General features: G+C 68.5%; 18 protein-coding genes and 2 pseudogenes. 9 read left to right on the forward strand and 11 right to left on the reverse strand.

What is annotated here, in order from left to right; all coding sequences use genetic code 11:
* Positions 1-8: 8 nt before the first annotated feature.
* The 5 genes from rpsD to infA form a co-directional block, all read right to left on the reverse strand.
* Positions 9-614, reverse strand: coding sequence for a 30S ribosomal protein S4 (gene rpsD, locus BN971_RS23300; RefSeq protein ID WP_085180089.1), 606 nt, complete (start codon positions 612-614; stop codon positions 9-11).
* Between the two features lie 9 nt (positions 615-623).
* Entirely contained in the window at positions 624-1043 is a 420-nt protein-coding gene (rpsK, locus tag BN971_RS23305) for a 30S ribosomal protein S11 (RefSeq protein ID WP_085180088.1), read from the reverse strand.
* Positions 1044-1046: 3 nt separating this feature from the next.
* A complete protein-coding gene (gene rpsM, locus BN971_RS23310) occupies positions 1047-1421 on the reverse strand; it encodes a 30S ribosomal protein S13 (RefSeq protein ID WP_083175650.1) in 375 nt (124 codons plus the stop codon).
* Positions 1422-1600: 179 nt separating this feature from the next.
* Positions 1601-1714: a 50S ribosomal protein L36 gene (gene rpmJ / locus BN971_RS23315; protein WP_003879483.1), complete on the reverse strand. Its 114-nt coding sequence runs from the start codon at positions 1712-1714 to the stop codon at positions 1601-1603.
* Positions 1715-1769: 55 nt separating this feature from the next.
* Entirely contained in the window at positions 1770-1991 is a 222-nt protein-coding gene (gene infA, locus BN971_RS23320) for a translation initiation factor IF-1 (protein ID WP_003418601.1), read from the reverse strand.
* A gap of 272 nt (positions 1992-2263) precedes the next feature.
* Between infA and BN971_RS23325 the strand changes: the two genes are divergently transcribed.
* The 7 genes and pseudogenes from BN971_RS23325 (at position 2264) to BN971_RS26510 (ending at position 10187) form a co-directional block, all read left to right on the forward strand.
* Positions 2264-3940, forward strand: a complete 1677-nt coding sequence (locus BN971_RS23325) for an NAD(P)/FAD-dependent oxidoreductase (RefSeq protein WP_085180169.1) — start codon at positions 2264-2266, stop codon at positions 3938-3940.
* Entirely contained in the window at positions 3937-5457 is a 1521-nt protein-coding gene (locus tag BN971_RS23330; protein ID WP_085180086.1) for an ATP-binding protein, read from the forward strand. The genes BN971_RS23325 and BN971_RS23330 overlap by 4 nt, the downstream gene beginning before the upstream one ends.
* A gap of 28 nt (positions 5458-5485) precedes the next feature.
* Entirely contained in the window at positions 5486-6334 is an 849-nt protein-coding gene (locus BN971_RS23335; protein WP_085180085.1) for an LLM class F420-dependent oxidoreductase, read from the forward strand.
* 58 nt (positions 6335-6392) lie between these two features.
* Positions 6393-7388, forward strand: coding sequence for a dTDP-glucose 4,6-dehydratase (gene rfbB, locus BN971_RS23340; protein ID WP_085180084.1), 996 nt, complete (start codon positions 6393-6395; stop codon positions 7386-7388).
* 1 nt (position 7389) lies between these two features.
* Positions 7390-7998, forward strand: a complete 609-nt coding sequence (gene rfbC, locus BN971_RS23345; RefSeq protein ID WP_085180083.1) for a dTDP-4-dehydrorhamnose 3,5-epimerase — start codon at positions 7390-7392, stop codon at positions 7996-7998.
* Between the two features lie 135 nt (positions 7999-8133).
* A pseudogene (locus BN971_RS26810) lies at positions 8134-8691 on the forward strand (PE family protein); the annotation flags it as partial.
* Positions 8692-9071: 380 nt separating this feature from the next.
* Positions 9072-10187, forward strand: a complete 1116-nt coding sequence (locus BN971_RS26510) for a PecA family PE domain-processing aspartic protease (protein ID WP_139027165.1) — start codon at positions 9072-9074, stop codon at positions 10185-10187.
* Positions 10188-10284: 97 nt separating this feature from the next.
* Here the strand turns inward: BN971_RS26510 and BN971_RS26350 are convergent, their stop codons facing one another.
* Entirely contained in the window at positions 10285-10500 is a 216-nt protein-coding gene (locus tag BN971_RS26350; protein ID WP_283159890.1) for a hypothetical protein, read from the reverse strand.
* Here BN971_RS26350 and BN971_RS26515 point away from each other — a divergent pair.
* A pseudogene (locus BN971_RS26515) lies at positions 10400-10783 on the forward strand (PE family protein); the annotation flags it as partial. The gene BN971_RS26350 and the pseudogene BN971_RS26515 sit on opposite strands and share 101 nt — an antisense overlap.
* A gap of 52 nt (positions 10784-10835) precedes the next feature.
* Positions 10836-11795, forward strand: a complete 960-nt coding sequence (locus tag BN971_RS26520; RefSeq protein ID WP_249262775.1) for a hypothetical protein — start codon at positions 10836-10838, stop codon at positions 11793-11795.
* Here BN971_RS26520 and BN971_RS23360 read toward each other — a convergent pair.
* Genes BN971_RS23360 through BN971_RS23380 form a run of 5 tightly spaced genes read right to left on the reverse strand, consistent with a single transcriptional unit; the run spans position 11792 to position 14755 of the window.
* The gene (locus tag BN971_RS23360) at positions 11792-12184 is read right to left on the reverse strand and encodes a hypothetical protein (RefSeq protein WP_085179140.1); all 393 of its coding nucleotides are present in this window, start codon (positions 12182-12184) and stop codon (positions 11792-11794) included. The two genes, BN971_RS26520 and BN971_RS23360, sit on opposite strands and share 4 nt — an antisense overlap.
* Positions 12181-13113, reverse strand: a complete 933-nt coding sequence (locus BN971_RS23365) for a metallophosphoesterase family protein (protein WP_085179141.1) — start codon at positions 13111-13113, stop codon at positions 12181-12183. Before BN971_RS23365 ends, BN971_RS23360 begins: the two co-directional genes overlap by 4 nt.
* A complete protein-coding gene (locus BN971_RS23370) occupies positions 13110-13499 on the reverse strand; it encodes a cupredoxin domain-containing protein (protein WP_090350648.1) in 390 nt (129 codons plus the stop codon). The genes BN971_RS23365 and BN971_RS23370 overlap by 4 nt, the downstream gene beginning before the upstream one ends.
* A 21-nt stretch (positions 13500-13520) precedes the next feature.
* Entirely contained in the window at positions 13521-14216 is a 696-nt protein-coding gene (locus BN971_RS23375; protein WP_085179143.1) for a Rieske (2Fe-2S) protein, read from the reverse strand.
* On the reverse strand, positions 14213-14755 hold the full coding sequence (locus tag BN971_RS23380; protein WP_085179144.1) for an RNA polymerase sigma factor: 543 nt from the start codon (positions 14753-14755) through the stop codon (positions 14213-14215). The genes BN971_RS23375 and BN971_RS23380 overlap by 4 nt, the downstream gene beginning before the upstream one ends.
* Positions 14756-14772 lie beyond the last annotated feature (17 nt).

Consider the following 14772-nt stretch of genomic DNA (forward strand, 5'->3'; position numbering starts at 1 on the left):
AGTTCTTGCTACTTCGAGTAGAACTCGACGATCAGCTGCTCGGTGAGCGGCACGTCGATCTGGGCCCGCTCGGGCAGCTGGTGGATCAGGATCTGCTGGCGCTCCCCGACGACCTGCAGCCAGCTCGGGATCGGGCGGTCGCCCGCCGTCTCCCGCGCGATCTGGAACGGCACGGTGTTCAGCGAGGAGTCCCGCACGTCGATGATGTCGTACTGCGACACCCGGTAGCTGGGAACGTCCACCTTTACGCCGTTGACGCTGAAGTGCGCGTGGCTGACCAGCTGGCGGGCCATCCGGCGGGTGCGCGCCAGCCCGGCGCGATACACCACGTTGTCCAGCCGGCTCTCCAGGATGCGCAGCAGTTCCTCACCGGTCTTGCCGGGCTGCCGCACGGCCTCCTCGTAGTAGCGGCGGAACTGCTTCTCCATGACGCCGTAGGTGAAGCGGGCCTTCTGCTTCTCCTGCAGCTGCAGCAGGTATTCGCTCTCCTTGATCCGCGCGCGGCCGTGCTGGCCGGGCGGGTAGGGACGCTTCTCGAAGGCCTGGTCGCCACCGACGAGGTCGGTGCGCAGCCGGCGCGACTTGCGGGTGATGGGTCCGGTGTAGCGAGCCATGATTCCCTCCTAGACCCTTCTGCGCTTGGGCGGACGGCAACCGTTGTGGGGTTGCGGTGTGACGTCGGAGATCGCGCCGACCTCCAGCCCCGCGGCCTGCAGGGAACGGATCGCGGTCTCGCGGCCCGAGCCCGGGCCCTTGACGAACACGTCGACCTTGCGCACCCCGTGCTCCTGCGCCTTGCGGGCGGCGTTCTCGGCCGCCAGCTGGGCGGCGAACGGGGTCGACTTCCGGGATCCCTTGAAGCCGACGTGACCCGACGACGCCCAGGCGATGACGTTGCCCTGGGGGTCGGTGATGCTCACGATCGTGTTGTTGAACGTGCTCTTGATGTGAGCGGCGCCGTGGGGAATGTTCTTCTTTTCCCGCTTGCGGGTCTTCTGCCCCTTCTTGGCGGAGCCTGCCTGCGCTTTCTTTGCCGGTGGCATGGGTTACCTGGCCTTCTTCTTGCCCGCGATGGTGCGCTTGGGGCCCTTGCGGGTCCGCGCATTGGTCTTGGTCCGCTGGCCGCGCACCGGCAGGCCGCGGCGGTGCCGCAGGCCCTGGTAGCAGCCGATCTCGATCTTGCGGCGGATGTCGGCCTGGACCTCGCGGCGCAGGTCGCCCTCCACCTTCAGGTTCGCTTCGATGTAGTCGCGCAGGTGGGTCAGCTGGTCGTCGGTCAGGTCCCTGGTGCGCAGGTCCTTGTCGATGCCCGTCGCGGCCAGGATCTCGTTGGAACGGGTGCGGCCGACGCCGAAGATGTACGTCAGCGCGACCTCCATGCGCTTATCGCGCGGCAGGTCGACGCCTACTAGTCGAGCCATGGGTGGCGTTTCCTCTTTTTCTAGGCGGAGGTCTTATCCCAGCCCGTTCCCGCTCGACGTTTTCAGGCGGGGCCCGGCCTCCGTCCGGGCGTGGATGAGCTGGCCCATCTCGGTAGATGCCAGCCGCTCAGTGGTGCTGGGAGGTCTGCATTCAGTTGTGTCTCAAGCGCCGGGGCGATCTAGCCCTGGCGCTGCTTGTGGCGCGGATCGGAGCAGATCACCATGACCCGCCCATGCCGACGGATCACCCTGCACTTGTCACAGATTGGCTTGACGCTGGGGTTCACCTTCACGGCTCTTCGATCCTGTTCTTGTCTGCTCGTCGGGGTATGCGGTTCGGGCTGCTCGCTACTTGTACCGGTACACGATGCGGCCCCGCGACAGGTCGTAGGGAGACAACTCCACCACCACCCTGTCCTCGGGCAGGATGCGGATGTAGTGCTGCCGCATCTTGCCGCTGATGTGGGCGAGCACCTTGTGGCCGTTCTCCAGCTCAATGCGGAACATCGCATTGGGCAGGGGCTCTACCACGCGGCCCTCGACCTCGATGGCACCGTCCTTCTTGGCCATGAACTTCTCAGTAATCCTCGTCTTTTGGTCTCGTTGTCGTGTTCGCCCGTATCGGCGCAGCATTCGCCCGACTGGAAACGTGAGCCAAGGGCAGGAAATTCCGGGAAATTCCTAGGACAGGGCACGCAAAAAGTCGGCGCGCATGAGGCACCGTTGTCCCACAATACCTGGTCAACCGCCCGGACCAAAATCGCCGGCAGAGAAATCCCGCGCGCCGCGACAACGGCTTTCGACCTGCCGTGGGAGCCGTGCCGAGGGCATACTTGACCGTGATGACCAGCCCGGCGAACTCCGCTGTCCAGGACCATAAACCCGTGCTGCTGACCGTCGACGACGATCCCTCGGTTTCGCGCGCCGTCGCGCGGGATCTGCGCCGCCAGTACGGCGACCGGCACCGGATCGTGCGCGCCGAGTCCGGTCCCGACGCCCTGGAGACGCTCAAAGAGCTGAAACTGCGGGGCGAGACGGTCGCGGTCCTCATCGCCGACTACCGGATGCCGCAGATGAGCGGCATCGAATTCCTCGAGCAGGCGATGGACCTGTATCCGGCGGCACGCCGGGTGCTGCTGACCGCCTACGCCGACACCCACGCCGCGATCGACGCGATCAACGTCGTCGATCTCGACCACTACCTGCTCAAGCCGTGGGACCCGCCGCAGGAGAAGTTCTATCCCGTGATCGACGGGCTGCTCGACGCCTGGCGGGCGGCACCGGAACGTCCCGTGCCACACACCAAGGTGATCGGGCACCGCTGGTCGGAGCGGTCCTGGCAGGTGCGTGACTTCCTGGCCCGCAACGGGCTGCACTACTCCTGGTTCATGGCCGACGATCCCGACGGCGAGCGGTTGCTCAAGGCCGCCGGGGTCGATGGCCTGCGATTGCCCGTCGTCGTCACCGAGCGCGGCGACACCCTGGTCGAACCCACCGAAGCGCAGCTCGCCGACACCCTGGGCCTGACCACCACGCCGTCGCAGGAGTTCTACGACCTGATCGTCATCGGCGGCGGCCCCGCCGGCCTGGCCGCCGCCGTGTACGGCGCCTCCGAGGGGCTGCGCACGGTGCTGATCGAGCGCACCGCGACGGGCGGGCAGGCCGGCCAGAGCTCGCGGATCGAGAACTATCTGGGCTTCCCCGACGGGGTGTCGGGCGGCCAACTGGCCGACCGCGCGCGCCGCCAAGCCGAGAAGTTCGGCGCCGAACTCGTCACTGCCCGCACCGCGACGGCGCTGGAGATCAACGGCTCCAAGCGCACGGTGCGGTTCGCCGACGGCGGCTTCATCGACGCGCACGCGGTCATCCTGGCCACCGGCGTCGCCTACCGCCAGCTGCCGGCCGAGGGATGCGGCGAGCTGACCGGCCGCGGCGTCTACTACGGGGCCGCGGTCTCCGTCGCGTCGGAGTGCGCGGGCGAGGACGTCTACGTGATCGGCGGGGCCAACTCCGCCGGGCAGGCCGCGATGTACCTGTCCCGCGAGGCCAAATCGGTCACCATCGCGGTGCGCGCCCCCTCGCTGGACGCCTCGATGTCGTACTACCTGATCCAGCAGATCCAGGCGCGGCCCAACATCATCGTGCGCACCTGCACCGAAGTGCGCCGCGCCGTCGGCAACGACCACCTGGAGAGGCTGACCCTGGTCGACAACCGGACCGGCGAGACCGAGGACGTCACCTGCGCGCGGATGTTCATCTTCATCGGCGCCGCACCGGGCACCGACTGGCTCGACGGCGTGCTCGCACGCGACGACCGCGGCTTCATCCTGACCGGGCCGGACCTGCGCGGCGTGTGCGGCTGGACGCTGGACCGCCCACCCCACCACCTGGAAACCAGCGTGCCGGGCGTGTTCGCCACCGGTGACGTGCGGGCCGAGTCGGCCAAGCGCGTCGCGGCCGCCGTCGGCGAGGGATCCATGGCGGTGATGCTGGTACACCGCTACCTCGCGGAATCATGACCGGCGCCGAGCCGACGGCCGACGCCGGATCAACGACGGACAGGACCGCCTGCCGGCCGGACGACCTGCGCACCCTGTTCCTGTTCGAGAAGCTGTCCGACCCGCAGCTGGCCAGGCTGTGCGCCGACGGGCACGTCCAGGAGTACCAGCCGGGCCCGATCTGCGTGGAGGGCGAGCCGGCGACGTGTTTCTACGTGCTCATCGAGGGCGAGCTGGTGATGTCGAAGCTCTCCGGGGGCCAGGACATCGAAACCAACCGGACGTCGCAGCGCGGCGTGTATTGCGGCGCCTGGCAGGCGTTCACCGGCGAGGCGCAGCAGGCGTACAGCACGTCGGTGCGGGTCACCAGGCCGTCGCGATTCTTCGTGATGGACGCCACGGCCTTCGCCCGCTTCATGCAGGAAGAGTTCCCGATGGCCGTCCACCTGCTCGACGGGATCGCCGTCGGCACCGAGCGGACCAGACGGATCATCGACAACCGGGAGAAGCTGCTGGCGCTGGGCCAGTTGTCCGCGGGGCTGACCCACCAGCTGAACAATCCCGCCGCGGCCACCGCGCGGGCCGCCGCGGAACTGCGCGAGCGGGTGGCCGGCATGCGGCGAAAGCTCGCGATGCTCGCCGACGGCACCGTCACCCCCGAGGCGCTGCGCGGCCTGGTCCGGCTGCAGGAGGAGGTCGCGGCCCAGGTCGCCAAGTCGGTGTCGGCGACCATGACGTCGATCGAGACGGCCGACGCCGAAGACGCCGTCGGCGAATGGCTCCAAGACCACGGCGTCGAGGACGGCTGGGACATCGCGCCGACCTTCGTCGAGGCCGGCCTCGACACCGACTGGCTGGAGCGGATAGCCGCGGCCACCGACGAGCTGGACTCGTCCACCTCGCTCGAGAAGGCACTCCAGTGGCTCACCTACACCGTCGAGGGCGAGCTGCTGCTGAACCAGATCTCCGAGGCGAGCAAGCGAATCTCGGCGCTGGTCGCCGACGCCAAGCAGTATTCGCAGATGGACCGCGCCCCGTTCCAGGTCGCCGACCTCCACGAACTGCTGCGCAGCACCCTCACCATGTTCGCCGACCGGTTGGGCGCCGGCCCGGGCAGGGACACGGCCATCACGGTGGTCAAGGAATTCGACAAATCGTTGCCGGAAATCCCTTGCTACCCGGGCGATCTCAATCAGGTGTGGACCAACATCGTCGACAACGCCATCGCCGCGATGGGGGAAGCGGGCGGCACGCTGACCATCCGCACCTGCCGCGAGGGCGAACGGATGGCCCGCGTCGAAATCTGCGACACCGGACCGGGTGTGCCCGACGACATACGCGAGCGGATCTTCGAGCCGTTCTTCACGACCAAGCCGGTCGGGGAAGGCACCGGCCTCGGGCTGGACCTGGCCTCGAACATCGTCGTGAAAAAGCATCGCGGGGACCTGCGGGTCGAATCCGCACCCGGCGATACCCGGTTCATCGTCCTGCTGCCGCTGCAGTTGCCGCCCGCCGTGGATGGCGCGCTTCCGGAATAGCAGCACCGGCCGCCCGGTTGGGACAACCATGACCGATGCAGCCAGCAAGCCCGACCTCGGCCGGTTCGGATCGTTCGGACGCGGCGTGACGCCCCAGCAAGCCAAAGAAATCGAGGCCCTCGGCTACGGGGCGGTGTGGGTCGGCGGTTCGCCCCCGGCCGAGCTGGCCTGGGTGGAGCCGATCCTGGCCGCAACCACGACGCTGCAGGTGGCGACCGGCATTGTCAACATCTGGACCGCCGCGGCGGGGCCCGTCGCCGAGTCCTTCCACCGCATCGACAAGGCCTACCCGGGGCGCTTCCTGCTCGGCATCGGCGTCGGCCACCCCGAGGCGCACACCGAGTACCGCAAGCCCTACGACGCGCTGGTCGAATACTTGGACCGCCTCGACGACTACGGCGTACCGGCCCACCGGCGGGTGGTGGCGGCCCTGGGCCCGCGGGTGCTGACGCTGTCCGCGCAGCGCAGCGCCGGAGCGCACCCCTACCTGACCACCCCGGAGCACACGGCGCGGGCCCGCGAGCTGATCGGCCCGTCGGCGTTTTTGGCCCCCGAGCACAAGGTGGTGCTGACCACCGACGCGGACAAGGCCCGCGCGGTCGGCCGCAAGGCCCTCGACATCTACTTCAACCTGGCCAATTACCGCAACAGCTGGAAGCGGCTGGGCTTCGCCGAGGACGAGGTCACCCGGCCGGGCAGCGACCGCCTCGTCGACGCGGTGGTGGCGTACGGCACCCCCGAGCAGGTCGCCGCCCGGCTGGGCGAGCATCTCGCCGCCGGTGCCGACCACGTGCCCGTGCAGGTCCTCACCAAGGACGACAACCTCGTCGCCGCCCTCGCGGAGCTGGCGGAACCACTGGGGCTGACCGCGGGTTAGGCCACAATCGCGCTAACCGGCACCGACCGGCCGTCCGCCTCGTCTATGGTTTCTGACCATGCGACTGCTGGTCACCGGAGGCGCCGGCTTCATCGGCGCCAATTTCGTGCATAGCACGGTGCGCGAACACCCCGAAGACGACGTGACGGTGCTCGACGCGTTGACCTATGCCGGCCGTCGCGAGTCGCTGGCCCAGGTCGAGGACTCCATTCGGTTCGTCGAGGGCGACATCACCGACACCGACCTGGTTTCGCAGCTGGTCGCCGAGTCCGACGCCGTCATCCACTTCGCCGCGGAAAGCCACGTCGACAACGCGCTCGAGGACCCGGTGCCGGCGGTGTACACCAACGTGATCGGAACGTTCACCATCCTCGAAGCGGTGCGCCGCCACGGCGTGCGGCTGCATCACGTCTCGACCGACGAGGTCTACGGCGACCTGGAACTCGACGACCTCGAGCGGTTCACCGAGTCCACGCCGTACGACCCGTCGAGCCCGTACTCGGCGACCAAGGCCGGCGCCGACATGCTGGTGCGGGCGTGGGTGCGGTCCTACGGTGCGCGCGCGACGATCTCCAACTGCTCCAACAACTACGGGCCGTATCAGCACGTGGAGAAGTTCATCCCGCGCCAGATCACCAACGTGCTCACCGGCCGCCGGTGCAAGCTGTACGGCAACGGCGCCAACGTCCGCGACTGGATCCACGTCGAGGACCACAACAGCGCGGTCCGCCGGATCCTGGAAAAAGGTCAGATCGGCCGGACGTATCTGATCAGCGCCGAGGGCGAGCGCGACAACCTGACCGTGCTGCGCACCCTGCTGAAGATGATGGGCCGCGACCCGGACGACTTCGACCACGTCCCCGACCGCGTCGGCCACGACCTGCGGTACGCCATCGACCCGTCGACGCTGTACGACGAGCTGGCGTGGACGCCGCCGCACAGCAATTTCGAAGAGGGACTGCGCGAGACCATCGAGTGGTACTGCAACAACGAATCATGGTGGCGCCCACTCAAAGACGCCGCGGAAGCCCGCTACGAGGAACGAGGTCAGTAACGTGGAAGTCCGCGAGCTCAGCATCCCGGGGTCGTGGGAGATCACCCCGACGATCCACGGCGACTCCCGCGGCCTGTTCTTCGAATGGCTCAAAGACCGCGATTTCACCGATTTCGCCGGTCATCACCTCGACGTCCGGCAGGCCAACTGCTCGGTGTCCTCGGCCGGGGTGCTGCGCGGGCTGCACTTCGCCCAGGTGCCGCCGAGCCAGGCCAAGTACGTCACCTGCGTGCGCGGCTCGGTGTTCGACGTGGTGGTGGACGTCCGGGAAGGATCGCCGACGTTCGGCCGCTGGGATTCGACGCTGCTGGACGACAAGGACCGCCGCACGATCTACATCTCCGAGGGCCTCGCGCACGGATTCCTTGCGCTGCAGGACAATTCGACGGTGATGTACCTGTGCTCGTCGGAGTACAACCCGCAGCGCGAGTACGCCATCTGCGCGACGGATCCCGATCTCGCCATCGACTGGCCCCTCGTCGGCGGGGCCGCACCCAGCCTGTCCGACAAGGACGCGGTGGCCCCCAGCTTCGCCGAAGTGCGCGCCTCCGGCGTACTGCCCAGTTGGGAGGAGACGCGCAGGTTCATCGACGGTATGCGCCACAGTTGATTTCGCGATAAGCGCGTCCAAATACGCCGGCCCGCAATTGAAAACCGCTATTTTCCGGGCGCATAACACCTAACATCCCCTTTGTCGCCAATTCGGGTGAGAGCTCTTCCAACGAATCGGCCAGGGGAGGTGGGGGTGTCTTTTGTCATCGCAACGCCCGAAACGCTGACGGGTGCGGCCACGAAGCTCGCCGACATCGGTTCGGCCATCCGCGCGGCTAACGCGGCGGCGGCGGCGCCCACGACCGATTTGATCACGGCCGGCGCCGACGAGGTGTCGGCGGCCATTTCGGCGGCCTTTTCCGATTACGCGTCGGCGTATCAGGCGCTTACCGGGCAGGCCGCGGAATTCCACGCCCAATTCGTGCAGGCCGTGACGGCGGCCGCGAGCGGTTATGCGGCCGCCGAGGCCGCCAACACCGACCCGCTGCAAATCCTCCAGCAAGACCTGTTCGGGCTCATCAACGCCCCCACCAACACGCTGCTGGGCCGTCCCTTGATCGGCGACGGCGCCAACGGTGTGACCAACGCCCAAGGGGTCGGGACGGCGGGGGGCGCCGGTGGCCTGTTGTGGGGCAACGGCGGCAACGGCGGGAACAGCACCGCCCCGGGAGCCGTCGGCGGGGCCGGCGGGGCCGTCACCGACAGCACTGTCTTCTTCGGCGACGACGGCGGGGTCGGCGGGGTCGGTGGGGTCGGCGGCGCCGGCTTAATTCTCGGCAGCGGCGGGGCCGGCGGGGTCGGTGGGGCCGGCGGAGCTGGCGGAGCCGTCATCAACAGCATCATCTCCACGGGCGACGTCGGTGGGGCCGGTGGCTCCGGTGGCGCCGGCGCGAGCATCTTGTTCGGCCCCGGCGGTCATGGCGGCGCTGGCGGTATCGGCGGCAACTCCGGGACCGTGACCGGCAGCGAACTCGATACCGGGGGCAACGGCGGTGCTGGCGGGGCGGCCGGGGCAGGTGGCCAGGTGATCGGGTTCGGTAACGGCGGCGGCGGGGGGGCCGGCGGGGGTGGGGGGAAACCGTAACCGGAGGGATCGCCGGAAGTGGCGGGATCGGCTCGAGCGTCGGCGCCGTGGGCGCGGGCGGCCAGGGCGGAACGGGTGGTACCGGCGGAAGTGGTGCCACCGGTGCCGCGGGAACCGGGAATGCCGGGTCCGGCAACACCGGCGGCCAGGGTGGTGCCGGCGGGACGGGCGGCACCGGCGGCGCAGCAGCCGCGGGTGGGACAAACGGCAACGGCGGCACCGGTGGCATCGGCGGTCAGGGGGGGCAGGGGGGGGCCGGCAGTGCCAACAGCGGGACCGGGACCGGTGGTGCCGGCGGCAGCGGCGGGCTGCTGGGCACGGCCGGACTCACCGGCGCCCCCGGCGTGGCCACGGTCCCGCTCCAACTCAACGGCCAGGACCTCTACGTCAACGTCTCGGTCGGCGGCGGCCCGAACGTGCCGGTGATCGTCGACACCGGATCCCGCGGTCTCATCCTCCCCCCGCAGGATGTGAACCTCGCCAGTCTGGGTAACGCGACCGGGCAGGGGAGCGTCACGTACGGCGGGGTCGGGGATTACCTGACCGAGTACTACAACACCTATACGACCACGGTGAATTTCGGGAACGGAATCGTCACGGCGCCAACGACAGTCGCCGTCGTCACCTCGATAACCCAGAATTTCATCTTCTCCTACCCGGCTTCGCAGGCGCCGGCCATTCTGGGCGTCGGGGCCAATGGCTACGGTCCGGCCAGCAGTCCCGTCACGGCGTTGCCGGGGGCGTTCGGCCAGGGACTGCTCATCGACGAACCCACGGGGACACTGCAATTCGGCCCCAATCCCTTACCCGGGTATGCGTCGGTGACCGGGGCCCCGATCACCACCCTGGATGTCCGGATCAACGGCGGCGCGATGCAGCAGACCACCGGCGCATACATCGATTCCGGCGGTCTGGGCGGTTCCGTGCCCGACAACCTGGGCCCGCCGAACTCCGGTGGATACCTGCCGGCGGGCACCACCGTCTCCGTTTACACACCCGACGGAACATTGCTCTACACGACGACGGCCGGCAACCAACAGACGACGGTCGCGCCGAGCGCCCTCGGAGGGTTCTTCAACACTGGAATAAGCCCCTTCCTGCAGGACCCGGTCTACCTCTCGTACAGCCCAAGCGGTGCCGGCACAATGGTTTTCGATACCTGAGACCGGCGCCGGACGGCGTTTGGGCGCAATCGCTCACCGCTAGTTAAGAAAATTTTCATCCGGTTTGACCTTGTTAGTGACGGAGCCGAAATGACTACTATGTACCCGCCGCACTGGGGGCGACCTCTCGAAATGGCAATACTGTGCGACCGGAGGTTTTGATGTCGTTCGTCGTTGCGGTGCCCGAGACCATGACCGATGTTGCGCGCTCGCTGGAGAGCCTCGCCGCCACGCTCAGCGCGGCCAACGAGGCCACGGCGATGCCCACCACCGCGGTGCTCCCCGCCGCCGGCGACGAGGTGTCGGCGTCCATCGCGACGCTGTTCTCCCGATACGGGCTGGCCTATCAGGAGCTGAGCACGCAGGCCGCGACGTTTCACACCCAATTCATGCAGACCCTGACCGCCGGTGCCCAGGCCTACGCCACTGCAGAGGTCGCCGGCGCCGAGCCGCTGCGGACGTTCGAAGCAGACCTTCTGGCCCTGGTCAATGCGCCGACCGAGACGCTGTTGGGCCGGCCGCTGATCGGCAACGGGGCCGAAGGCACGACCAACTCCCAGGGGGCCGGGACCCCCGGCGGTGCCGGTGGAATCCTCTGGGGCGACGGCGGCGACGGCGGCGCCAGTACCACGGCCGGCGTGCCCGGCGGTGGTGGTCTCGGGTGTCGGCGGCCACGGCGGCACCGGCGGTATGTTGTGGGGCCACTCGGGGGTCGGCGGCGCCGCCGGCGGTCCGGCCACCCTCACGCTGAACGGGGTCGACGCCGCGAACGGCGGCCGCCCGACGGTGACCGTCTCGGTCAACGACGGACCGCAGGTGCAGGCGCTGATGGACAGTGGATCCACCGCCGCCCTGTTCCCGGAAAGCATGGTCAATCCGGCGTCGCTCGGTACCCCCGGCCAGCAGAGCCAATATGCATTCGGGCCGCCCGAGGACCGAACCATCGACTTCTATACCACCTACACCGCGGTTCTGAACTTCGGCGACGGGGTCCTCACGAAGCCGATGACGATCGGCGTCATCACCGCGGAAACACACAATGGAATGCCCGTCACCCCGAACGAGGCCATCCTCGGCGTGGGGGCCAACACCGAAAATCTGCCCAATTTCGCCACCAGCCCCGTGCAGCAACTGCCGGGCGCGCTGAGTCAGGGCGTGCTCTTCAACGAGCAGGCGGCCCATCCCTACGTGGAATTCGGGCCGAATCCCGTGGCGCCCTTCGCCTCCGTGTCCGGCGCTCCGGTCACCGATGACCTGACCATCTCGGTCAACAACGGGGCGTTCCAGGACCTCACCGGCGCGTTCGTCGACACCGGTGGCAACGGCGGCAACATCCCGTCGGACATTGTCAACGGCTATCAGCCCGGCCAGTACTTGCCGGCGGGCACCCAAATCCAGGTGGACATTCCCAACGGGCAAGGCGGTGCCGAACAGTTGTATTCGGAGACGGTGGGCGCCAATTCGATGCAAGTCACGGTGTCGCAGACCGCCCCTCCGCCCAACGGGCCCGGCGCCTTCAACACCGGCAACTACGTCTTCAAGCAGATGCCGATCTACTTCTCCTACAGCCCCGCCGGCGGCACAATCGAGTTCGATCCGGCGATCTAGCCGGCGAACCGAGAGCGGTAGGTCAGCGGCCCCGGCCACCTCACGAACGCGCTCGCCCACAACAGCACGCACAGCGCTTCGGCCACCACCGTGAGGGCCGCATACGGGGCCGGGTCCCATCCGCGCTCGGTGAAGCCGAAGAGCCCCACGGTCCTGGACAGGACGAACGCCGCCAGCGACCCGCCTGCCAACGCGGCCGCGCCCCACCGTAACCACCAGGGGCCGCCCACGGCGATCAGCAGAGCCAACGAAATCGAGACGCTGGCCTGGATCAGGAAACCGATGCCGATCATCGGGATATGTTGGTAGCCATGGACATACAGATAGGCGTGGCCCAGTGCGCTGACGGTAAGGCAGGCCGCCAGGGCGAGCCGGAACACAAACTTCATTGCAGAACGCTCTCCTTCAGGGCCAGGGCGGTCTGCCCCTTGGTGTAGCTGACCTCGCGAATGCCTAGAGCGTCGCGTAATTTGCCGGCCGGCAGCGTGACGGGCTTGGGCGCCGGCCCGTCGCCGGGATGGGGCAGCGGATAGGCTGTCGTGGTCCCGCTGTAGAAGGTGACCTTGCCTTCCGTTTTGGAAAACAGTTGGTGCACATGTCCGTTGATGCAGGTGACCGACGAGAAGCGACTGAGGTAACTGAGCGCTTGGCCGGCGTCGTCGGTGCCCCAGCCCCAGTCCGGATACATCGCGAACAGCGGGATGTGGCTGAACACGATGATGGGTGTGTCACTCGACAGCGCCTGCACGTCCTTCTCGACGAACGCCAGCTGGTCCGCGCCCAGATGACCCAGTTTCTTCAGATTCAGCGTGTTGACCAACGCGATCACATGGACGCCGGCGATGTCAAAGCTGTACCAGCCGTCGCCGCGGGTCCCCGCGCCGAAGACGCTGCGGTACTTCTGCCCCGCGTCATCGACCGAATCGTGCTCGCCGGGCACCGTGAAGACGTGCGGGGTCCGCAGCGTGGTCATCATCTGTCTCACCTGGTCGAACTGCTCAGGGCTCGACAGGTGGGTGAGGTCGCCGGTGTGAACGACGAAATCCGGTGTGTAGCCGAGGTTGTTGATCTCGGCGATCGCGTGGCCGAACGTGCCGGCGACGTCCGGGTTCGGCGGGCCGGAGAAACCGATGTGGCTGTCGCTGACTTGCGCGAATCGCAGCGTGGGCCGGGACTGGGCGCGCTGCGCGGTCGCCGAGCCGGCGGCATGCGAGATCACCTCGCCGCCGACGACGGCGAAACCGACCGCCGCGCCGAACCACGCCGAGTGCCGGATGAGCTGGCGGCGCGTCATCCCCTCGGGGTCTGCGCCGGTCATCCCGTCACCACCACGGTGCCGTGCATCATCGGATGAATCGAGCACACATAGTCGAACTTCCCCGCCGTCGGAAAAGTGTGCGAATACGTTGCGCCCGTTCCCATCCCGGGCGAATGGAACGAGCCGTCGCTGGCGGCCACGGTGTGCGGTTCCTCGTCCCGGTTGGTCCACGTGACGGTGGCGCCGGCCTTGACGGTCAGGGTGGCCGGCGCGAAGGCGAAGTTGTCGATGCTGACCTGGTCCCCGGTGGCCGCGGCCGGCGATCCCGTTGCGGGCGCCGGGCCGACCGACGGCTGGGCGGCCGGCGGGGACGACGAGCAGCCGGCGAGCAACAGCGCGCTTGCGGCCGACGCCGCGAGCAGACGTTTTCGAAGCTTGGTAGTCATACCCCGAGATAGGGCGGCGGGTTACACCTCGTGGCGCGGGGCGAACACCTCGACCGCGCCGTCGACCTCGCGGACCATCAGCGTCGGCAACGGCTTCGGGGCGATCGGCAGCTGGTGGGTGACCACCTGTCCGGTCGGGGAGAACGACGTGGAGTGACAGGGGCAGCGCAGCGTGTCATCCGGCGCGTCGAACCACAGCCGGCAGCCCTGATGCGTACAGACCCCCGAGACCGCCTCGAGCCTGCCGTCCACGCGACGGACGAAGCCGGCGACAGAGCCCAGATCGAAGGAGCGCATGCGCGCGTCGGGCACCTCCGAACTGGCCGCGACCTTCTGCCAGCTTCCGTCGTTCGGGGTGAGCCGGGCCGCCACCGCGGGCGCCTCCCCCGACTGGCCGATCACGGCACGATCGATCGATACCGCGGTGACGGCGGCGGCCGCGGCGGCCGAGGTGCCGACGATGACCTGGCGGCGCGTGCTGCTCTGCCGCGGCGGCACCTGCGTCGTGGCTCCGGACATTTGCTCGGCCAGGCGGCGGTGCAGGCCGCTGAGGAATTCCGGACGCGGCTCGGCGTCCGCATCCGGGCCGGGCCGCGCCGCGCGCAGTTCGATCGCGGTGCGGATCTGCGCGGCCTCGAAGTCGTCCGGCTCGAACGCCTTGGGCCGGCGGCCGCGCAGCAAATCGTCGACGTAGCGCCGCAAACCGCGCGCGTTCATGGCCCACCTCCCTCGTTGACCTGCGCCGCCAGCCGCAGGGCGCGGTGCTGGAGCACTTTGGCGTTGGCAACACTGATGCCAAGCTTGGCCGCCGACTCCTTGATCGAATCGCCTTGCAGGAAGCGGAGTTCCAGAATCCTGCGGTATCGGTCGGGCAGGTTGTCCAAAACCTCGGCGACCCGCCGGGGCGCGGTGCTGATCGCTTCCTCGCTGTCGGGTGGCTGTTCGACGTCGTCGATCGAGGTTATCTCCCGGCCCAGTGTCTGCCGCCAGTGCGCGGCCAGCACCGTGCGGGCGGTGGTCCGCAGGTACGAGCGCACCTCACCGACGCTGGCGGTGAGCCGCAGTGGCCGCAGCGCGGCGAGGAAGACCTCGGCGGTGAGGTCCTCGGCGTCGGCCCGGTTGCCGACGCGCGCGAACAGCGTCCGGTACACCCAGGCCGCGTTGTCGGAGTACACCGCCTCCCAGTCGGCGTAGCCGTCGTCGGGTACCGCGCGCAGCTTGCGCGGGCCGACGGGGTCGTCCTGGTGTGCCGTCACGTGCCTCCTCCACCCGA

It is taken from the genome of Mycobacterium bohemicum DSM 44277, from assembly GCF_001053185.1.
Classification (GTDB): domain Bacteria; phylum Actinomycetota; class Actinomycetes; order Mycobacteriales; family Mycobacteriaceae; genus Mycobacterium; species Mycobacterium bohemicum.